Source organism: Halomonas sp. DP8Y7-1, assembly GCF_019801685.1.
Taxonomy (GTDB): domain Bacteria; phylum Pseudomonadota; class Gammaproteobacteria; order Pseudomonadales; family Halomonadaceae; genus Halomonas; species Halomonas litopenaei_A.
Genome location: NZ_JAHVIN010000007.1, coordinates 1 through 18,310, shown reverse-complemented (window position 1 = coordinate 18,310; position 18,310 = coordinate 1). Strand labels below are relative to the sequence as shown.

The 18,310-nt window shown below is 62.8% G+C and carries 14 protein-coding genes; 8 read left to right on the top strand and 6 right to left on the bottom strand.

The window, feature by feature from the left end:
• Positions 1 to 175: 175 nt before the first annotated feature.
• The 8 genes from KUV41_RS10890 (at position 176) to glp (ending at position 12,562) form a co-directional block, all read left to right on the top strand.
• A complete protein-coding gene (locus tag KUV41_RS10890; protein WP_206944730.1) occupies positions 176 to 2,896 on the top strand; it encodes a nitrate/nitrite transporter in 2,721 nt (906 codons plus the stop codon).
• A 126-nt stretch (positions 2,897 to 3,022) separates the two neighbouring features.
• A complete protein-coding gene (locus KUV41_RS10885) occupies positions 3,023 to 6,790 on the top strand; it encodes a nitrate reductase subunit alpha (RefSeq protein WP_222486087.1) in 3,768 nt (1,255 codons plus the stop codon).
• Positions 6,787 to 8,343, top strand: a complete 1,557-nt coding sequence (gene narH / locus KUV41_RS10880; RefSeq protein ID WP_206944733.1) for a nitrate reductase subunit beta — start codon at positions 6,787 to 6,789, stop codon at positions 8,341 to 8,343. The genes KUV41_RS10885 and narH overlap by 4 nt, the downstream gene beginning before the upstream one ends.
• On the top strand, positions 8,336 to 9,106 hold the full coding sequence (gene narJ, locus KUV41_RS10875) for a nitrate reductase molybdenum cofactor assembly chaperone (RefSeq protein WP_206944735.1): 771 nt from the start codon (positions 8,336 to 8,338) through the stop codon (positions 9,104 to 9,106). Before narH ends, narJ begins: the two co-directional genes overlap by 8 nt.
• Positions 9,103 to 9,780, top strand: a complete 678-nt coding sequence (gene narI, locus KUV41_RS10870; RefSeq protein WP_222486085.1) for a respiratory nitrate reductase subunit gamma — start codon at positions 9,103 to 9,105, stop codon at positions 9,778 to 9,780. Before narJ ends, narI begins: the two co-directional genes overlap by 4 nt.
• A gap of 11 nt (positions 9,781 to 9,791) precedes the next feature.
• On the top strand, positions 9,792 to 10,607 hold the full coding sequence (locus tag KUV41_RS10865; RefSeq protein ID WP_222486083.1) for a peptidylprolyl isomerase: 816 nt from the start codon (positions 9,792 to 9,794) through the stop codon (positions 10,605 to 10,607).
• A 109-nt stretch (positions 10,608 to 10,716) separates the two neighbouring features.
• Positions 10,717 to 11,298, top strand: coding sequence for a molybdenum cofactor biosynthesis protein B (gene moaB, locus KUV41_RS10860; protein WP_222486081.1), 582 nt, complete (start codon positions 10,717 to 10,719; stop codon positions 11,296 to 11,298).
• A gap of 1 nt (position 11,299) precedes the next feature.
• Positions 11,300 to 12,562, top strand: coding sequence for a gephyrin-like molybdotransferase Glp (gene glp / locus KUV41_RS10855; RefSeq protein ID WP_222486079.1), 1,263 nt, complete (start codon positions 11,300 to 11,302; stop codon positions 12,560 to 12,562).
• Positions 12,563 to 12,675: 113 nt separating this feature from the next.
• Here glp and KUV41_RS10850 read toward each other — a convergent pair whose 3' ends face one another.
• The 6 genes from KUV41_RS10850 to KUV41_RS10825 all read right to left on the bottom strand — a co-directional run.
• Positions 12,676 to 13,005, bottom strand: coding sequence for an antibiotic biosynthesis monooxygenase family protein (locus tag KUV41_RS10850; protein ID WP_206944746.1), 330 nt, complete (start codon positions 13,003 to 13,005; stop codon positions 12,676 to 12,678).
• Positions 13,002 to 13,520, bottom strand: a complete 519-nt coding sequence (locus tag KUV41_RS10845; RefSeq protein WP_222486067.1) for a GNAT family N-acetyltransferase — start codon at positions 13,518 to 13,520, stop codon at positions 13,002 to 13,004. Before KUV41_RS10845 ends, KUV41_RS10850 begins: the two co-directional genes overlap by 4 nt.
• Positions 13,521 to 13,524: 4 nt before the next feature.
• Positions 13,525 to 13,866, bottom strand: a complete 342-nt coding sequence (locus KUV41_RS10840) for a hypothetical protein (protein ID WP_222486069.1) — start codon at positions 13,864 to 13,866, stop codon at positions 13,525 to 13,527.
• Between the two features lie 217 nt (positions 13,867 to 14,083).
• Positions 14,084 to 16,267 (bottom strand): hypothetical protein, encoded by a 2,184-nt coding sequence (locus tag KUV41_RS10835; RefSeq protein WP_222486076.1) that lies wholly within the window; start codon positions 16,265 to 16,267, stop codon positions 14,084 to 14,086.
• Positions 16,268 to 16,270: 3 nt separating this feature from the next.
• The gene (locus tag KUV41_RS10830; protein WP_206944754.1) at positions 16,271 to 16,810 is read right to left on the bottom strand and encodes a hypothetical protein; all 540 of its coding nucleotides are present in this window, start codon (positions 16,808 to 16,810) and stop codon (positions 16,271 to 16,273) included.
• A 631-nt stretch (positions 16,811 to 17,441) separates the two neighbouring features.
• On the bottom strand, positions 17,442 to 18,310 hold an 869-nt coding region (locus tag KUV41_RS10825), incomplete at its 5' end, for an IS3 family transposase (RefSeq protein ID WP_315900578.1).

The window sequence follows — 18,310 nt, the reverse complement described above, 5'->3', positions numbered from 1 at the left end:
TCGAGGCAGATAATACGTGACGAATCTCTTAAAAACACCCGCATACCCCCATGGAGGTAAGAGATCAACGACGCTGGATATACCCTCCCATTCTGTTGATCACAATCAAGTGCCTTGCAGATACATTGTAGCAATGTTTAAGGGGACAAACCGGCACCCCTACTGAGGAAAGCATATGCTTCAACATGACTCCGTACCGCGGCGTCAGCAGAATCAAGCGCTAGGTCTGGCCACCCTGGCCTTCACTCTCTGCTTCGCCGTCTGGACTCTCTTCTCGATTCTCGGCATTCAAATCAAGGAAGACTTCGGTCTTTCTGACACTCAACTCGGCCTGTTGATGGCCACACCGGTGCTGACCGGCTCCATTAGCCGTCTATTCCTCGGCGTACTGACTGACCGTTTCGGTGGCCGTTGGGTGTTCGGCCTGCTGATGCTGATCACGGCCACCTGCGTCTATCTGCTGACCTTTGCCAACAGTTACTCGATGCTATTGGTCGGCGCCCTGGGTATCGGCCTTGCGGGCGGTTCCTTCATCGTCGGCGTCGCCTACACCTCCGCCTGGTTCGAGAAGGAACGTCAGGGTACCGCTCTGGGCATCTTTGGTGCCGGTAACGTGGGCGCTGCCGTGACCAATTTTGGCGCCCCTTTCCTGCTCCTGGCACTGGGCTGGAAGAGCACCGCGCTGGTCTATGCCACCGTCATGGCCATCATGGGCGTCGCCTTCATTGTGCTGGCCAAGGAAGATCCCGGCAGTCGATCTCGCAACGCCGTGCGCCAGCCGCTATCCGAGCAATTTGCGCCGCTGGCCGATCTGCGCGTGTGGCGCTTTTCTCTGTATTACTTCTTCGTCTTCGGCGGCTTTGTGGCCCTCGCCCTGTGGCTGCCCCACTATCTGATCGAGGTCTACGGACTCAGCCTGGGAGCGGCGGGTATCGTCGCGGCGCTGTATACGATTCCAGCCTCGCTGTTCCGCATCCTCGGCGGCTGGATGTCGGACCGCTACGGCGCTCGCCGGGTGATGTACTGGACCTTCCTGGCCTCGGTCATCTGCACCTTTCTGCTGAGCTATCCGCCGACTCACTATACCGTTGCCGGTGTCCATGGCCCGGTCGAGTTCACCTTCGCCATGCCCCTGGTCGGCTTTATCCTGCTGACCATGGTGCTGGGCTTCTTCATGTCCCTGGGCAAGGCCGCCGTGTACAAGCACATCCCGGTCTACTATCCCAAGAGCGTGGGTCTGGTGGGCGGCGCGGTAGGCATGGTCGGCGGACTCGGCGGCTTCTTCCTGCCACTGACCTTCGGCATGCTCAACGATGTCATCGGCATCTGGCAGAGCTGCTTCATGCTGATGTTCGTCGTGGTCGCCGCAGCGCTGCTGTGGATGCATCACGCGATTCGTAAAGCCGAACGCATCGAGGCTCGCGACCGCTGCGAATCCACCGATCTGCCGGAGCTTTCTACCCCCAGCAAGTTCGTGCTGCAGGACTGGCGCCCGGAAGACGAGTCTTTCTGGCAGACCACCGGCCGCAAGATTGCCAGTCGCAATCTATGGATCTCGATCCCCTGTCTGCTGCTGGCCTTCAGCATCTGGATGGTATGGTCCATGGTGGTGGCCAAACTGCCCCAGGTGGGCTTTGACTACAGCCCGAACCAGCTGTTCTGGCTGGCCGCCCTGCCGGGACTGTCCGGCGCTACGCTGCGCATCTTCTACAGCTTTACCGTGCCGATCTTCGGCGGGCGTCGCTTCACCGCTTTCTCCACGGCCTCACTGATTCTGCCGGCACTGTGGATCGGGTTTGCGGTACAGAACCCTGACACCCCCTACCTGGTGATGGCGATCATTGCCCTGCTGTGTGGCTTCGGTGGCGGTAACTTTGCCTCCAGCATGGCCAACATCGCGTTCTTCTATCCCAAGCGCGAGAAAGGCAAGGCACTGGCCATGAACGCCGGTCTTGGCAACCTTGGCGTATCGGTGATGCAGTTCCTGGTGCCCGTGGTGATTTCTACCGGCAGCTTCGTGATGTTTACCGGAGACGGCCAACCGCTGTCCGACAGCGGCATGCTGTGGCTGCAGAATGCCGGCTTCGTGTGGGTGCCGTTCATCGCTATCGCCACCGTTGCCGCCTGGTTCGGCATGAACGACATCGCCAGCGCCAAGTCCTCGTTCAAGGAACAGTCGGTCATCTTCCAGCGCAAGCACAACTGGCTGATGTGCATCCTCTATACCGGCACCTTCGGTAGCTTCATTGGTTTCTCTGCCGGCTTCCCGCTGCTGACGAAGACCCAGTTCCCGGCCATCGACGCCTTGCAGTATGCCTTCCTCGGCCCGTTTGTCGGCGCCCTCAGCCGTGCCTGGACCGGCGGTCTTGCCGATCGCTTCGGCGGCGCCCGGGTCACCTTCTGGACCTTCCTGACCATGATCGCCGGGGTCATCGGCGTGCTGTTCTTCCTGATGAACAAGACCATGCCGATGGCGTTCTACGGTTTCTTCGCTTCGTTCATGCTGCTGTTCTTCGCCACCGGCGTCGGCAACGCCAGCACCTTCCAGATGATTCCGTCGATCTTCCGCAAGGAAGTGCCGCGTCTGATGCCCAACCTGACCAGTGCTGAACAGCTGGTCCATGCAGAGCGCGAATCGGCCGCCACCATTGGCTTCACGTCGGCGATCGCCGCCTACGGCGCCTTCCTGATCCCGAAGTCCTTCGGCACCTCGATTTCGCTGACAGGCGGACCGGAAGCCGCCCTGCTTGGCTTCATCGTCTTCTACCTGCTGTGTACCGCCCTGACCTGGTTCTACTACAGCCGCAAGGGCGCAGAAATCGAACTCAATCTGGACGCCGGGCCTGCCTGCAAGGGCCGCAGCAAGGACCATCCCAAAGAGGCTTCGGACGCATAGCACTGACATTCAGGGCTGACGTTGAGAGCTAGCTCTGAGCTTCAAGACTCCACCAGACCGTGACATTCGAGTCCACAAGGACCGCCTAGCATGGCCCCCGCAAGGGGGCCTTTGAGGAGACCCCCCATGAGTCACTTTCTCGATCGGCTGAGATACCTGACCAAGCGTCCTCCCCAGTTTGCCAATGGACATGGCGAAACGAGGGAAGAGACCCGCGACTGGGAAGATGGCTATCGCGCTCGCTGGCAGCACGACAAGATCGTGCGCTCCACCCACGGGGTGAATTGCACCGGCTCATGCAGCTGGAAGATCTACGTCAAGAACGGCCTGGTGACCTGGGAAACCCAGCAGACCGACTACCCCCGCACCCGCGCCGACCTGCCCAATCACGAGCCACGTGGCTGCCCGCGTGGCGCCAGCTACTCCTGGTATCTGTACAGTGCCAACCGCCTCAAGTACCCGCTAATCCGTCAGGAGCTGGTCAGCCTGTGGCGTCGGGCGCTGGACAAGCACGAAGACCCGGTGGAGGCCTGGGCCTCCATCGTCGAAGATCCGGTCCTGGCCAACCAGTACAAGCGTGCCCGTGGCATGGGCGGCTTCGTTCGCGCCGACTGGGACGAGGCCCAGACCCTGATCGCCGCGGCCAACGTCTATACCGCCAAGACCTACGGTCCCGACCGCATCATCGGTTTTTCACCGATTCCCGCCATGTCGATGGTCTCCTACGCCGCCGGGGCCCGCTACCTGTCGCTGATCGGCGGAGCCTGCCTGTCCTTCTATGACTGGTACTGCGACCTGCCGCCGGCCTCCCCCCAGACCTGGGGCGAGCAGACCGACGTGCCGGAGTCCGCTGACTGGTACAACTCTGGCTATACCATCGCCTGGGGCTCCAACGTGCCCCAGACCCGCACGCCGGACGCTCACTTCTTTACCGAGGTGCGCTACAAGGGCACCAAGACCGTGTCCATCACCCCGGACTACGCCGAGGTGTCGAAGCTCACCGACGAGTGGCTGTCAGCCAAGCAAGGCACCGACGCCGCCCTGGCCATGGCCATGGGCCACGTCATCCTCAAGGAGTTCCACCTCGACTCCCCCAGCGCTTACTTCACCGACTACGTCAAGCGCTACACCGACATGCCCTTCCTGGTGGCGCTGGAGCCCCGGGAAGACGGCAGCTACGCGCCCGGCAAGCAGCTGCGTGCCGCCGACTTTGATGCTTCGCTTGGCCAGGACAACAATCCCGAGTGGAAGACCGTCGCCTGGGACGAGAAGCGCGATCAGCTCGTCGTGCCCCGTGGCTCCATCGGCTTCCGCTGGGGGGAAAATGGCGGCGAGGAAAAAGGCAAGTGGAGCCTTGAGTCACTCGACGCCGACGGCCAGGAGGTCGACCTGCGCCTGTCCCTGGCCGATGCCCACGACAGCGTCGCCAAGGTGGCCTTCCCCTACTTCGGCGGTATCGCCCACGAGCACTTCGACCACGTCGAAGGCAACGAGGTGCTGCACCACTGCCTGCCGGCCAAGAAGCTGGCCCTGGCAGACGGCAAGGAAGTGCTGGCCGTCACCGTGTTCGACCTGATGTGCGCCAACTACGGTATCGACCGTGGCCTTGGTGCTGACGGCGAGGACGACGGCGCCACCTCGCTGGACCAGCTGCGTCCCTATACCCCGGCGTGGCAGGAAAAGATCACCGGCGTGCCGGCCAGCCAGTGCATTCGCATCGCCCGCGAGTTCGCCAGCAATGCCGACAAGACCCAGGGTCGCTCCATGATCATCGTCGGTGCCGGGATGAACCACTGGTACCACATGGACATGAACTACCGTGGCCTGATCAACATGCTGGTGCTGTGTGGCTGCATCGGTCAGTCCGGCGGTGGCTGGTCCCACTACGTGGGGCAGGAAAAGCTGCGGCCCCAGACCGGCTGGCTGCCGCTGGCCTTTGGCCTGGACTGGCAGCGTCCGCCGCGCCAGATGAACGGCACCTCGTTCTTCTACAACCACTCGAGCCAGTGGCGCTACGAGAAGCTCGAAGTCAAGGAGCTGCTGTCACCGCTGGCCGACCCCAGCAAGTACGATGGCAGCCTGATCGACTTCAACGTGCGCGCCGAGCGCATGGGCTGGCTGCCCTCCGCCCCTCAGCTCGGTATCAACCCGCTGCGACTGGCGGGCCCCGCGCTTGAGGCCGGCATGTCCACCGCCGCCTACACGGTCAACGAGCTGAAGGCGGGACGGCTTACCTTTGCCGCAGAAGACCCGGACAACCCCCAGAACTTCCCGCGCAACATGTTCGTGTGGCGCTCCAACCTGCTGGGCAGCTCCGGCAAGGGCCACGAGTACATGCTCAAGTACCTGCTGGGCACCCGTCACGGCTTGCAGGGCAAGGACCTGGGTGAGTCCGGTGGCGCCATGCCCAAGGAAGTCACGTGGCACAAGGAAGCCCCGGAAGGCAAGGTGGACCTGTTCACCACCCTCGACTTCCGTATGTCCACCACCTGTCTGTACTCCGACGTGGTGCTGCCCACCGCGACCTGGTACGAGAAGGACGACCTCAACACCTCGGACATGCATCCCTTCATCCACCCGCTGACCGCCGCCACCGATCCGGCCTGGGAGGCGCGTAGCGACTGGGATATCTACAAGGGCATCGCCAAGAAGTTCTCCGAGGTCTGCCCCGGCCACCTGGGCGAGGAAACCGACCTGGTCACCCTGCCACTGCAGCACGACAGCCCAGGCGAGCTGGCCCAGCCCGAGGTGCTCGACTGGAAGCGCGGCGAGTGCGAGCCGGTGCCCGGCAAGACCATGCCGAGCCTGGTCGAAGTCAAGCGCAACTACCCCGAGACCTATGAGCGCTTCACCTCGGTGGGGCCGCTGCTCGAAAGCATCGGTAACGGTGGCAAGGGCATCAGCTGGAATACCGAGAAGGAGGTCGAACTGCTGCGCGGCCTCAATCACGTCAAGCTGGACGGCCCGGCCAAGGGGCAGCCGCGCATCGAGACCGCCATCGACGCCGCCGAGGTGATCCTGTCACTGGCACCAGAGACCAACGGCCAGGTTGCGGTCAAGGCCTGGGACGCGCTGTCGAAAATTACCGGACGGGACCATACCCATCTGGCGATTCCCAAGGAAGAGGAAAAGATCCGCTTCCGCGATGTGGTGGCGCAGCCGCGCAAGATCATCTCCAGTCCGACCTGGTCGGGCCTGGAAGACGAGCACGTGTCCTATAACGCGGGCTACACCAACGTCCACGAGCTGATCCCTTGGCGCACGGTCAGCGGACGTCAGCAGTTCTATCAGGACCACGCCTGGATGCGCGACTTCGGCGAAAGCCTGCTGGTCTATCGTCCGCCCATCGACACCAAGGCCACCAAGGCCATGGCGATGCCGCGTCCCAACGGCAACCCGGAAATCGCGTTGAACTGGATCACCCCGCACCAGAAGTGGGGCATCCACTCCACCTACTCCGACAACCTGTTGATGCTGACCCTGTCCCGGGGCGGCCCCATCGTCTGGCTATCCGAGGATGACGCCCGCGCCATCGGCGTCGAGGACAACGACTGGATCGAGCTGTACAACGCCAACGGCGCCATTGCCGCCCGTGCCGTCGTCAGCCAGCGGGTCAAGAACGGCATGGCGATGATGTACCACGCCCAGGAGCGCATCGTGAACGTGCCCGGCTCCGAAGTCACCGGCACCCGCGGCGGCATCCACAACTCGGTGACTCGGGTATGTCCCAAGCCGACCCATATGATCGGCGGATACGCCCAGCTGGCCTACGGCTTCAACTACTACGGCACCGTCGGCTCCAACCGCGATGAGTTCGTCATGGTGCGCAAGATGAAGCACGTCAACTGGTTGGACGGGGAAGGACAGGACAGCGTTCAGGAGGCAGTGAAATGAAGATCCGTTCACAAGTGGGCATGGTGCTCAACCTCGACAAGTGCATCGGCTGTCACACCTGCTCGGTGACCTGCAAGAACGTGTGGACCAGCCGTGAAGGCGTGGAGTACGCCTGGTTCAACAACGTCGAGACCAAGCCGGGCATCGGCTACCCCAAGGAATGGGAAAACCAGGCCCGCTGGAAAGGCGGTTGGCTGCGGCGCGAGGACGGCACCATCGAACCGCGTATCGGCGGCAAATGGCGGGTGCTGGCGAACATCTTTGCCAACCCGGACCTGCCGGAGATCGACGACTACTACGAGCCGTTCACCTTCGACTACCAGCACCTGCACCAGGCCAAGCGGGGGCGCCACCAGCCGGTGGCCCGTCCGCGCTCGCTGGTCTCCGGCCAGCGCATGGAAAAGATCGAGTGGGGCCCGAACTGGGAAGAAATTCTTGGCACTGAATTCGCCAAGCGGCGCAAGGACGTCAACTTCGATCAGATCCAGGCGGACATCTACGGTCAGTTCGAAAACACCTTCATGATGTACCTACCGCGCCTGTGCGAGCACTGCCTGAACCCTGCCTGTGTGGCCAGCTGCCCCAGCGGTGCCATCTACAAGCGCGAGGAGGACGGCATCGTCCTGATCGACCAGGACAAGTGCCGCGGCTGGCGGATGTGCGTGTCCGGCTGTCCGTACAAGAAGATCTACTACAACTGGAAGACCGGCAAGTCCGAGAAGTGCATCTTCTGCTACCCGCGTATCGAGTCCGGCCAGCCGACGGTGTGCTCCGAGACCTGTGTCGGCCGCATTCGTTACCTCGGCGTGCTGCTTTACGACGCCGATCGTATCGAAGACGTCGCCGCCTCCAAGGACGACCGCGACCTCTACCAGCGCCAGTGCGAGATCTTCCTCGATCCCCACGATCCCGAGGTCATCGCCCAGGCCAAGCGTGACGGCATCGATGACAACGTGATCAAGGCCGCCCAGGAGTCCCCTGTCTACAAGCTGGCCATGGACTGGCAGCTGGCCCTGCCGCTGCACCCGGAATACCGCACCCTGCCGATGGTCTGGTATGTGCCGCCGCTCTCTCCCATCCAGTCGGCGGTGGATGCCGGTCACGTGGAAAGCGATGGCGTGCTGCCCAAGGTCGAGTCCCTGCGCATCCCGGTGAAATACCTGGCCAACATGCTGACCGCCGGTGACGAAGCCCCTGTGCTGCGAGCGCTCAAGCGGATGATGGCGATGCGCGAATACATGCGTGGCAAGCACGTGGATGGCGAGGCTCGCCTCGACGTACTGGACGAAGTCGAGCTGAGCGTGGCCCAGGTCGAGGAGATGTATCGCTACCTGGCCATCGCCAACTACGAGGACCGCTTTGTCATCCCGACCAGCCATCGCGAACTGGCCCGCGAGGCCTTCCCGGAGCGTGGCGGCTGCGGCTTCACCTTCGGCAATGGCTGCCAGGGCGGAAGCGACGATGTCAGTCTGTTCGGCGGACGCAAGCAGACCACCACCCTGGTCGACGTTGAGCAGTACGATCCCGCTCATCCGGAGGTCGAGCATGACTGATGCCGCCACTCAAGGGCCACTCGCCCAGGGCCTGCGTGCCCTGGCCCGGCTGCTCGACTATCCCGACCGAGAGCTGATCGCGGCTATCGATGAGGTCAAGGCCGCCATTGCCGCCATGCCACTGCCGGGGGGAGCCCCCCGGCAGGCCTTGCTTGACTGGTGCGATCGCCTGCGTGATGCCCGCCTGCTGGACGTCCAGGCGGCCTATGTCGCCCAGTTCGACCGCGGCCGCGCTACCTCTCTGTTGCTGTTCGAACATGTCCATGGCGAGTCCCGAGACCGCGGCCAGGCCATGGTCGACCTGCTCAGCGAGTACGAGGCGGCTGGCTTTGCCCTGGACAGCCGCGAGCTACCCGACCACCTGCCACTGCTGCTGGAATTCCTGTCTACCCGCAGTGCCCACGACATCGCCAGCTGGATCGGCGATGTCAGCCATATCCTGGCGCTGCTCACGGCCCGCCTGGAGAGCAAGCAGTGCGATCAGGCGCTCATCACGCGCACGCTGCTGGCCATGATCGGCGCCGAGGATCAGGTGGATGCCCATCGCGAGGCGGTCGAACAGGAGTCACCCGATAACACCCCTGCTGCCCTGGACGCCGTGTGGGAAGAAGAAGCCGTGCGCTTCTCGGCCGAATCGGATCAGGACTGTGCACTGACCTCGGCGGAAGGCAGGCGTCTTGCCGAACGTCGTGGCAGCGTCCAGCCCGACACCATTCGTCTTCCCGATGCCATGCCCTCTCGACCCACTGGAGGTCTGTCATGAACTACCTGCATACCCTGCTGTTCGGCCTCTACCCTTACCTGGCGGGCAGCGTCTTTCTCATCGGCAGCCTGCTGCGCTTCGACCACGGTCAGTACACCTGGAAGACCGGTTCCAGCCAGATGCTATCGTCCAAGCGCATGCGCCTGGCCAGCCCGCTGTTCCACGTTGGCATCCTGGTGATCTTCTTCGGCCACCTGGTCGGCCTGCTGACACCACACTGGGTCTACGCGCCCTTCATCAGCGCTGGCACCAAGCAGGTGTTTGCGATCCTGGTGGGGGGCCTTGCCGGTATCGCCTGCCTGATCGGTGGCGCCATGCTGCTTCACCGCCGCTTCACCGATCCCCGGGTCAAGGCGTCGTCCAGCGTCATGGACAACCTAATCATCGTGCTGCTGGTGATCCAGGTCACCCTGGGCCTGTTGACCATCCCTGCCGCCATGCACCACCTGGACGGTGGAGTGATGATCAAGCTGGCTGAGTGGGCCCAGGCCATCGTGTTCTTCCAGGGGGGTGCCGCCGCCCATCTCGAAGGCATTGGCTTCATCTACCACCTGCACATCCTGGTGGGACTGACCATCGTGCTGATCTTCCCGTTCACCCGTCTGGTGCACGCCTGGAGCGCCCCGCTTGGCTATCTGGGCCGCCGCTATCAAATCGTGCGGCGACGCGCCTGAGGACCCTGATGATGAAAACCATTCCCTTGGAAACCTTGCCGGCCACACCTCGCCTGAGCATCCGCGTTGGCGGCGCCGTCATCGATGAGGCAGATATTGCCGGGGAAATGCAGTTTCATCCGTCATCGGATCGCGAGGCCGCCGCCAAGGCGGCGGCCCGCGCCCTGGTCATCCAGGCCCTGCTGCGACAGCGCGCCGAGATTCTGGGGATCGAGACGGGCACCCTGCATGAACCCGACGAGCGCGCCATTGCCGTCATGCTGGAGCAGGAATTGCAGATTCCGGCACCCGATGACGACGCCTGCCTGCGCTACCACGCCGCTCACCCTGAGCGCTTCTGCGAGCCCGCTCGCTACAAGGTCAGGCACATCCTGCTGGCGGCCGCCCCGGATGACGTAGCGGCCAGGGACGCCCAGCTGGCCCAGGCGGAAACCCTGATCAAGACCCTTCGCCAGCGCCCTGAGCGCTTCACCGAACTGGCCCAGCGGCATTCTCAATGCCCGTCCAAGGACCAAGGCGGCAGCCTCGGCTGGGTGGCGCGGGGTCAAACCGTCAGCGAGTTGGATCGCGCCCTGGACACCTGGCCGGAGGGACTGCATGACCGCGCGCTGCCCTCACGCTATGGCTGGCATGTGGTGTGGGTCGATGCCCGCCTCGATCGTCAGCCACTGCCCTACGCCGAGGTGAAGGAAAGCGTTCAGCATGAACTGACCGAGCAGGCCACTCGAGTGGCCCTGCGCCACTACCTGCTGGCCCTGGAAAGCGAGATTGGCGTGGAAGGCTTCACCCTCGCCGACGAGGACGCCGACGGACCGCTGATGCGCTGAATTCAAAGCGTCTAACTCGCAGCGCTGAACTCGATGCGCTGAACTCGAAGCACCGTGCTCCCGGACGGATGCGCACCCGTACCCTTTGCATGCTTCACGGAGGCCTTGCATGTCACATACGTCAACGAGCGCCGTCTTCATTCCTCTGGATATTGCCCTGCTGACCGTGTCGGATAGTCGGGGCCTGGCGGAGGACGACAGCGGCGACTTGCTGGCTGAACGTCTTGCCCACCACGGCCATCGCCTCACCGAACGGGCGCTGGTCCCGGACGACATCTACCGCATCCGCGCCCAGGTCAGCGCCTGGGTCCTGCGCGAAGACATCCAGGTGGTGCTGGTCAACGGCGGCACCGGCTTTACCGCACGGGACAATACCCCGGAGGCACTGACGGTGCTGTTCGATAAGGTCGTCGAAGGCTACGGCGAGCTGTTCCGCCAGCGCTCGTTCGAGAGTATTGGTACCTCGACGATACAGTCCCGTGCCATCGCCGGCATCATCGACCGTACCCTGGTCTTCGCCATGCCCGGTTCCCCCAGGGCCTGCGCCATGGCCTGGGATGAGATACTGGCGGCCCAGCTCGATGCCCGCACGCGTCCCTGCAACTTTGTGGCCATGGTCGTCAACGACCCCCAGCGCTGCGCCAGCCGCCAGTCCTCGCTGGCGATGGACCACCGTCTGGAGGAGGTCTGATATGAGCGACACCTGCAGCTGCGACACTCCCAGGGAATCGCGCCCACTCATCGACCTGTGGCAGGCCCGGGATCAGGTCATTGCGCTGGCCACCCCGGTGACGGGAACAGAATGCGTGCGCAGCCATCACGCGCGAGGCCGTGTGCTGGCGACGTCCCTGCATGCCCGCATGGACGTACCCAACGTCGATAACAGCGCCATGGACGGTTACGCGCTGCGCCTGGCCGACCTCAAGGACCATGTGGGGCTACCGGTACTGCTGCGAGTGCCCGCCGGAAGCATGCCTGAACCATTGCCCTTCGGCGGCTGCGCTCGGATTTTCACCGGGGCTCCCATTCCCCATGGCGCCGACGTGGTGGTCCCCCAGGAACACGTGCGACTGGACGACAAGGGGCAGATCTACTTTCCCAAGGACCTGCGCCAAGGCCAGCACATTCGCCGTCGCGGCGAAGAGCTACGCGAGGGCGCACTACTGCTGGACGCCGGTGAGCGTCTGGACGGCATTCGCCTGGCCTTGCTGGCCGCGCAGGGCTTGACCGATGTGCCCTGCCGTCGGCGTCTGCGTGTGGCGATCATCAGCACCGGTACCGAGCTGGTCAACCCGGGGCAGGCGCTGTCGCCCGGGCAGATCTATAACTCCAATGCCGAGATGCTGCATGCCCTCGCCCAGGACCAGCATGTCGAGCTGGTGGATCTGGGTAACATCGAAGACACCCGTCAGGACCTCGAGAGCGCCCTGCGCTATGCCTCCCGCCAGGCAGATCTGATCGTCTGCTCCGGTGGCGTATCCGTGGGTGAGGAAGACCATGTCAGGCCCTGCCTGGAGCAACTTGGCGGCATCAGCCTTAGTGGCGTTGCGATGAAGCCGGGCAAGCCCTTCACCCTGGGCTACATCGGCGAATCCCAGGCTAGCGGCACCCCATTGCTGGGACTGCCCGGCAACCCCACCGCAGCGCTGGTGTCATGGCACCTGCTCGGGCTTCCGCTATTGCAGCGGCTGCAAGGGCGCAACCTGGCGCCCCTCGCCCGCTTTCCCGTCCATGCAGGGTTTACCTTCCGCGCCAATCCAGCACGCCACCAATTACTGAGGGTATATCTCGACCACAGCGATGTGGCCCCGGTGGCACGCATCGCCGGCGCCCAAGGCTCCAATATGCTGAAATGTGCCGCCCACGCCGACGGCTATCTGGTGGTACCACCAGGCCTTCAGGTGGTGCCCGGTCAACGCCTGGACTACCTGCCCCTAAGTCAGTTTGCGCGTTGATGCTGACACCGCAGCAACACCGCCAACAGAGGGGCTGAGCATGGACCGTGGCCTCTCTCTATCAGCACCCGACAATGTGATAGCGCCTGCGTCGGCGCCTGCACCTATCGGTGTCACAAACCATATTCCCGCTCTACCCGGGAGACTCGGACCTTGTAGCTGGCATACCAGCGCTCGCGCCCCATGGCCTGAGCTTGACGATGATCGAGCTGGGCCTTCCAGGCGCGGATGGACGCCAGGTCGGCCCAGTAGGATACGGTGATGCCGAGGCCATTTTCGCCGTCCTCACGGGCCGATTCGATGCCAAGAAAACCCGGCTGCTGCGCGGCCAGCTCGACCATCTTGTCCGCCATGTCGGCGTAGCCGTGATCGCCGGCAGTGCGTAGGGACGTGAAGATGACCGCGTAGTAGGGAGGCGTGGGGGTAGCGGCAAAAGGGCTCACCGGGGAAGGTCTCCTTGGGCTGTCTGATCGTTCACTCGGGCCATGGAGTAGGCGCTGACGTAGGTCCCGTTTCTGAAGGCAAAATGTCGCGACTCGCCCTCGATGTCAAAGCCGAATCTTTGGTACGGGGCAACCGCTCGCGCATTGTCGACGTAGACCGTGAGCTCGATGCGTGTCACTGCCAGCCAGTTGTCGCATAGATCCAGCATGCTGGCCATCAGCGCGCGGCCCACCCCCTGTCCCTGGACATCATCTCTCACCCCCATGCCGAAGGTCGCCACATGACGTCTTCGCGGAGAACGACACTGCTCGAGCCCCAGGCTACCGACAAGCTCATCGTTGAGGGTCGCCGCAAGGAAGTGGAAGTGATCATCGAACGACGCCAGGCGTTCCTTCCACAGACGGGTGCTGGGAAATGGCAGTTGCAAGGTGTCGGCAAAGACAGGGGCTCGTTCATAGAGGCTCTTGAGGCCTTCAGCATCATCGGGCTCTGCCCGCCTGACGACAACGTCCATATGGCTAACCTCCCTTCAAGCCATGCTCATTGACGTACTCATCGACGCGACGCCATTCATTGCTATCGATGCTCTGCAGATCGACTTCCTCGACGCTGTCCCAGAGCAGACCTGGCGCCACTCTTACGGTGCGCCTCAAGTAACCCCTCGCCCCAATGTCTTTCATCTGCAATTCGATCACGACGTCCGGATTATCGACATGCCGATAGAGGATCGTCTGTGTTTTATAGGGCGTGACGAGCTCGAAAAGACGCAGCGTTGTCGTCGAGTGGATACTCTTTTCGATGCCAAAAAACACACTGACAAGCCCGACAACCAGCACAACAACAACGAGAAACCGTTTCACATGACGTCACCTCGCGGTACTTTAGCTTGCAGAGGTTTACCCCACAGCGCCTTTTCAACGCCTCAGCTCCTCTGCCGCGGCTGTCCCGAGACACATGACTTGCGATGATCGCCAAGGGGCCAACGCAGTCAGCTTACCTGCGCTCAGTAGTAAACGCCCCACCGTGCCAGTGCCGAAAACGGCACTGGCACGGTGACCTCGGGTCGTTGCCAGGCCCCTAGGCGCTGGTGTCTAGTTGATAATACGTCGGCAGCACTGCGAACAATGGACGCCAATCGGCAAGGGCGGCGGCCACCGGCTTGAAATCGAACGCGACGTCCTTGCGGGTGGGATCACAGGGCCTGCAGCGCCTCTCGATGCCGGGCTGGTGGAGCTGGATGCAGGTATAGAGCTCCCGGCCATGGGCGTCGATGGCGCTGACACACAGCTCACAGTCGATCGACTGGGCCCTCTGTGTCTTGATCTCCAGGCGCCTGCCCTTGAGGCGGTAGACGATCGCCCCGGAGGCGTGCTCTACCTTGCCGTCCCCTTGTTCCAGTACCTGTCCACACAGGCACCACTCATAGTCGACCGGAAAGGCCACGAGCCTCGGCCAAGCCTCGAAGATACCCCGTCGACTCACCGGCCAGGCGCGACAGGACGCGCAATCGCGAGTGGTATACGTGCTCATCTTGCCGCGCTCACCCACCGTCCATCTTGCCGCGATATCCAAAGAGGGTGTCGGTGTATCGAAGGTCACCCAGCTGAGGTTCAGGGCCCCAGCCTCGATGATCGAGCGCCAGGCACGTAGCTTGGCCAGGCGACCCTCGCTGGTGCGCATGCCGAAGACGACATCATGATGCGGCAGGACGGGGAACCCCGGCGGATAGGTGAAGGGACTCAGACCAAGCGGGATCTGCTGGGTGGCCAGCGGCAGTCGGGAGATCTGTACCGGCGTCAGCGCCCCGAAGGAGATGCCCGTCACCGAAAGCCCGCTTCCACCGGCGGCACTCAGGCCGCTTTGGGGGTGCCAGGCCAGGTCTGCCCCTGGTCGAAGCTCGGGACTAACGATGCCAGTGTCCAGGTCCAGCGAGAAGCCACCGGCTGCCACGTGCCCGCCTTGGTGCTTCACCGGTACCGATACCGAGCGCACGATGTTTGAGCGAAGCTCCAGGTCATCGAGCACGATATCGGTCAGCGTCAGGCCACCACCAATGGGGCCCAGCGGGATGGCTGGCAGTCCACCGATCGCTCCGCTGAGGCCATCCGATATCAGGCCATCGGCGATACCCTCGGCCACCGCCTCGACGATGGCCAGCACCACGGCGGCGACGATGACCCCGACAATGCCGCCGAACAACCCGCCCAACCCAAGGGAGGCAAGCCACACCCACCAGGCCAGGTCCACGTCGGTATCCACCACTGGGGTGGTAGCGGTAACGGTGATGGCACCGCCATCGAGCCCGATGTCGATGAAAAACGAGAAATTCGACTCCGCCAACCAGCCGGTACCGGAGTCGGTGGCACGCCCGGTGACGGATATACGATTGCCGATGATCCTCGCCTCGAGATTGCGCAGCGTCCCCTCGCCTCCCGGCGCCGGGATACTGCGATTGAGCCTCAGCGGCGTATCGAAATCGCTGACAGGTCGCCCCAACGACGCCGCAATACGCGTACGCATCACCCTGGCCAGCAGCCAGAAGTTGCTCATCATCACCAGCGACTCGCTGCCGGCAGGGATCATGCTCGATGTGACGTTGTTGATATTACCGCCACCATCGCTGGACATGCGCACACCGAATGCCAGGCAATCTCGGTCCAGTGCCGAGGTGTCGTTCACGGTGGTGACATCGATATCGAACACGGTGGTCGCGTCGTCATCGTCGACCACCGGAATCGGAGGCGTTAGATCAAGCCGACCGATACTGGTCTGAAGCTGGTCGAGGACGATTCCCGCCATCATGTTTTGTGCCTGCGCCAGACTCAATCCTGCAGCACTCAAAAGCGGCCCCAGTAACGTCGCTGACGCAGGGTCGAACGCCACACTGACCGCCGGTGCACCCGCATTGAAATCCATGGTGACCAGCTGATTACTGCCCTCGGTCATCACGGCGACCCTGTCCACCACTGTGATGGCGCCGCCGATCGGGGCCACCGTCAGGGGCAAGGGCGCGGTGATCTGCAGCTGAGAATCGCTGAAGGGAAGCGTCAGACCCACGGCCGGACGCGGGCGGTCCAGGTCGGCCACGGGAGTATCGAAGTTGAGATCGGCGCTCCCGCTCACCCCGCCCGCGTTGACCGGCACGCTGATACTGGGGGGAAAGATGCCACCGGCAAGAAAGGCGGTGGCCAGCTGATTGTTGAGCTCGTCCTCGGACACCTGAACGAGCATGTCGAAGCCGGCAGTTCGATCGAGTGCCATGACCTAGCCCTCCTCGCGTTGTGCATCGCCGTCATCGTCCTTCGGCATTTCGTCCGGCGATATCTGGCCGACTCGACCGCGGGGAAAGGTCGCGATCTTGAAACCCGCCACCTTGACTCCGGGACCGATGACTGCGGCCTGCTCGACCTCGCGGTGGACCCGATGGATGGACTTCAGTTGCTGCCGTGACAGCTTGATACCGGCCTTGAGTAACGCCTCGGCGGGGCGCGCCATGTACAGCAGGGCGTTGGCCTCACTCTGGGACAGCCACTCGATCACCGCCTGGTCAGCTTTCTGGAGCATTTCCATCACCTCATCCGGCAACGCCAAAGGCTCGGCGTCTCGACGTGGCGCTCCCTTGCGCGGTCGACAGCGCAGCGGTCGTCGGGGGAGAGCGAAGTCCTGTCCGGGAACGAGACGAATACTGATGTTGGTATCAAACCCCTGGGGCACTTTCGCGACCACCAGTTCTTGCGCCTTGCCCTGGCCCAACGCCACCTTAGGGCTGCATTGGCAGGGATCATCGTCACTTGGCTTCTTCATGGGTTGGCTCCTTGACGAGAGATTGACATCAGATACTTCGCGGAGCAGCGCGGTATGAGTCGTCAACAAGAAGCATGGCGAGAAAGAACGCTACCCCTGGCCCATCGCTCGCGCTGGACAGCGGAAGGTGATCAGTCTCCCCCACCCGTCTCCTCATCAGGGGCGACGTTGTGGGGGCCGACGATGGAACAATGCATGAAAAGGCGGGCACAGCCCATGGCTGGAAGTGGATAGTCTGCACCAAGCGCAGGTCTCGATGCTGGTGCACGGTTCGCCTCCGAAGCCTCGCATCCAGCAGCCTCGGCTCCTCGGCAGCATCGTCAACGCACTAAAGCACGCACAGACGCCATGGACCATCACCCCACCGGTTGCCTCAAAATAACTTTCTACCAAGTTCTCCCTGTTGTTATCGCCGGATTGACCACCCTCCCAAAGGCCTCTTCTCCCTAAGTAAACTTGGCCTTTTCAGCATAGACCTACATCTTCGATCTGACGACAACGAGTCACAATCCCTGGCTTTTTCACCCCATAAACGACGACACCCCAACGGGGGCCGTCGGGGTGTCCAGGTGAGTACTCAGGTGATGAAAGCCAGTGGCAGCCTGTAATGCCCCCCCGGTTTCTGCACACCCTACGCCGCTAATGACGGGTGTGCTCGGGGTGCCACATAGCCTAGAGACTGATGTGGCCGCTCTTCGTTGTAGTACCGAATCCAGCGGCTGATCACCGCTCGGGCCTGGCCCAACGACTCGAAACGATGCTGCCAGATGCATTCTTCCTTCAGGGACCGGAAGAAGCGCTCAACCAGGCCGTTTTGCTCCGGGGTGTAGGGCGTCGTGAATTCCTGTGTGAGCCCGTAGGCCTTCACTGTCGCCGTATAGTGCCGACTGCTGAAGACGAGGCCGTTGTCAGAGCGAAGGGCCAGCGGTTGATGAATCCGACCCAGTGCGCCGAATCGATGTACCAGAGCCTCTTCCAGCGCGGCTTCAGCCGTCTTGCTGCTGCCGTTGTCCGACAATCGCCAACCAAGGATCTCTCGGGTGCAACAGTCGATGATCACCGCCAGGCTGGCCCGCCGATCCTTACCGCACCACACATGGGTGAGATCGGTGGCCCAACGCTCATCAGGCCGAGAGGCAACGGACGGCAGGCTCCGGGCACGCGGCCGGAAGCCTTGGGGCCGCTTGCGCACCTGCCAACCTTTGAGCTGCAAGATGCGTTGGATCGGCTTGCGGTTCTCCCCCAAGACACAGGCTAGACGGCGATAGCCGTAGGTGGGGAACTGCTCCAGCGCAAGCTTCACTCTGGTGGTTAGCTCCGTATTGACCGTGCGTCGCCGCGGCCTCGGACGGTAATACAATGTCCGCCGGGGAAGCCCCAGCCACTGACAGAGTTTGACGAGCGACACCACGTGGCCCTGCTGGACCATTTCCGCCTGCAGCGACCTTACGAGTTCTCGTCCTCGTCGAGCAGGCGGCGAAACTTTTTTAGCGCATAGAT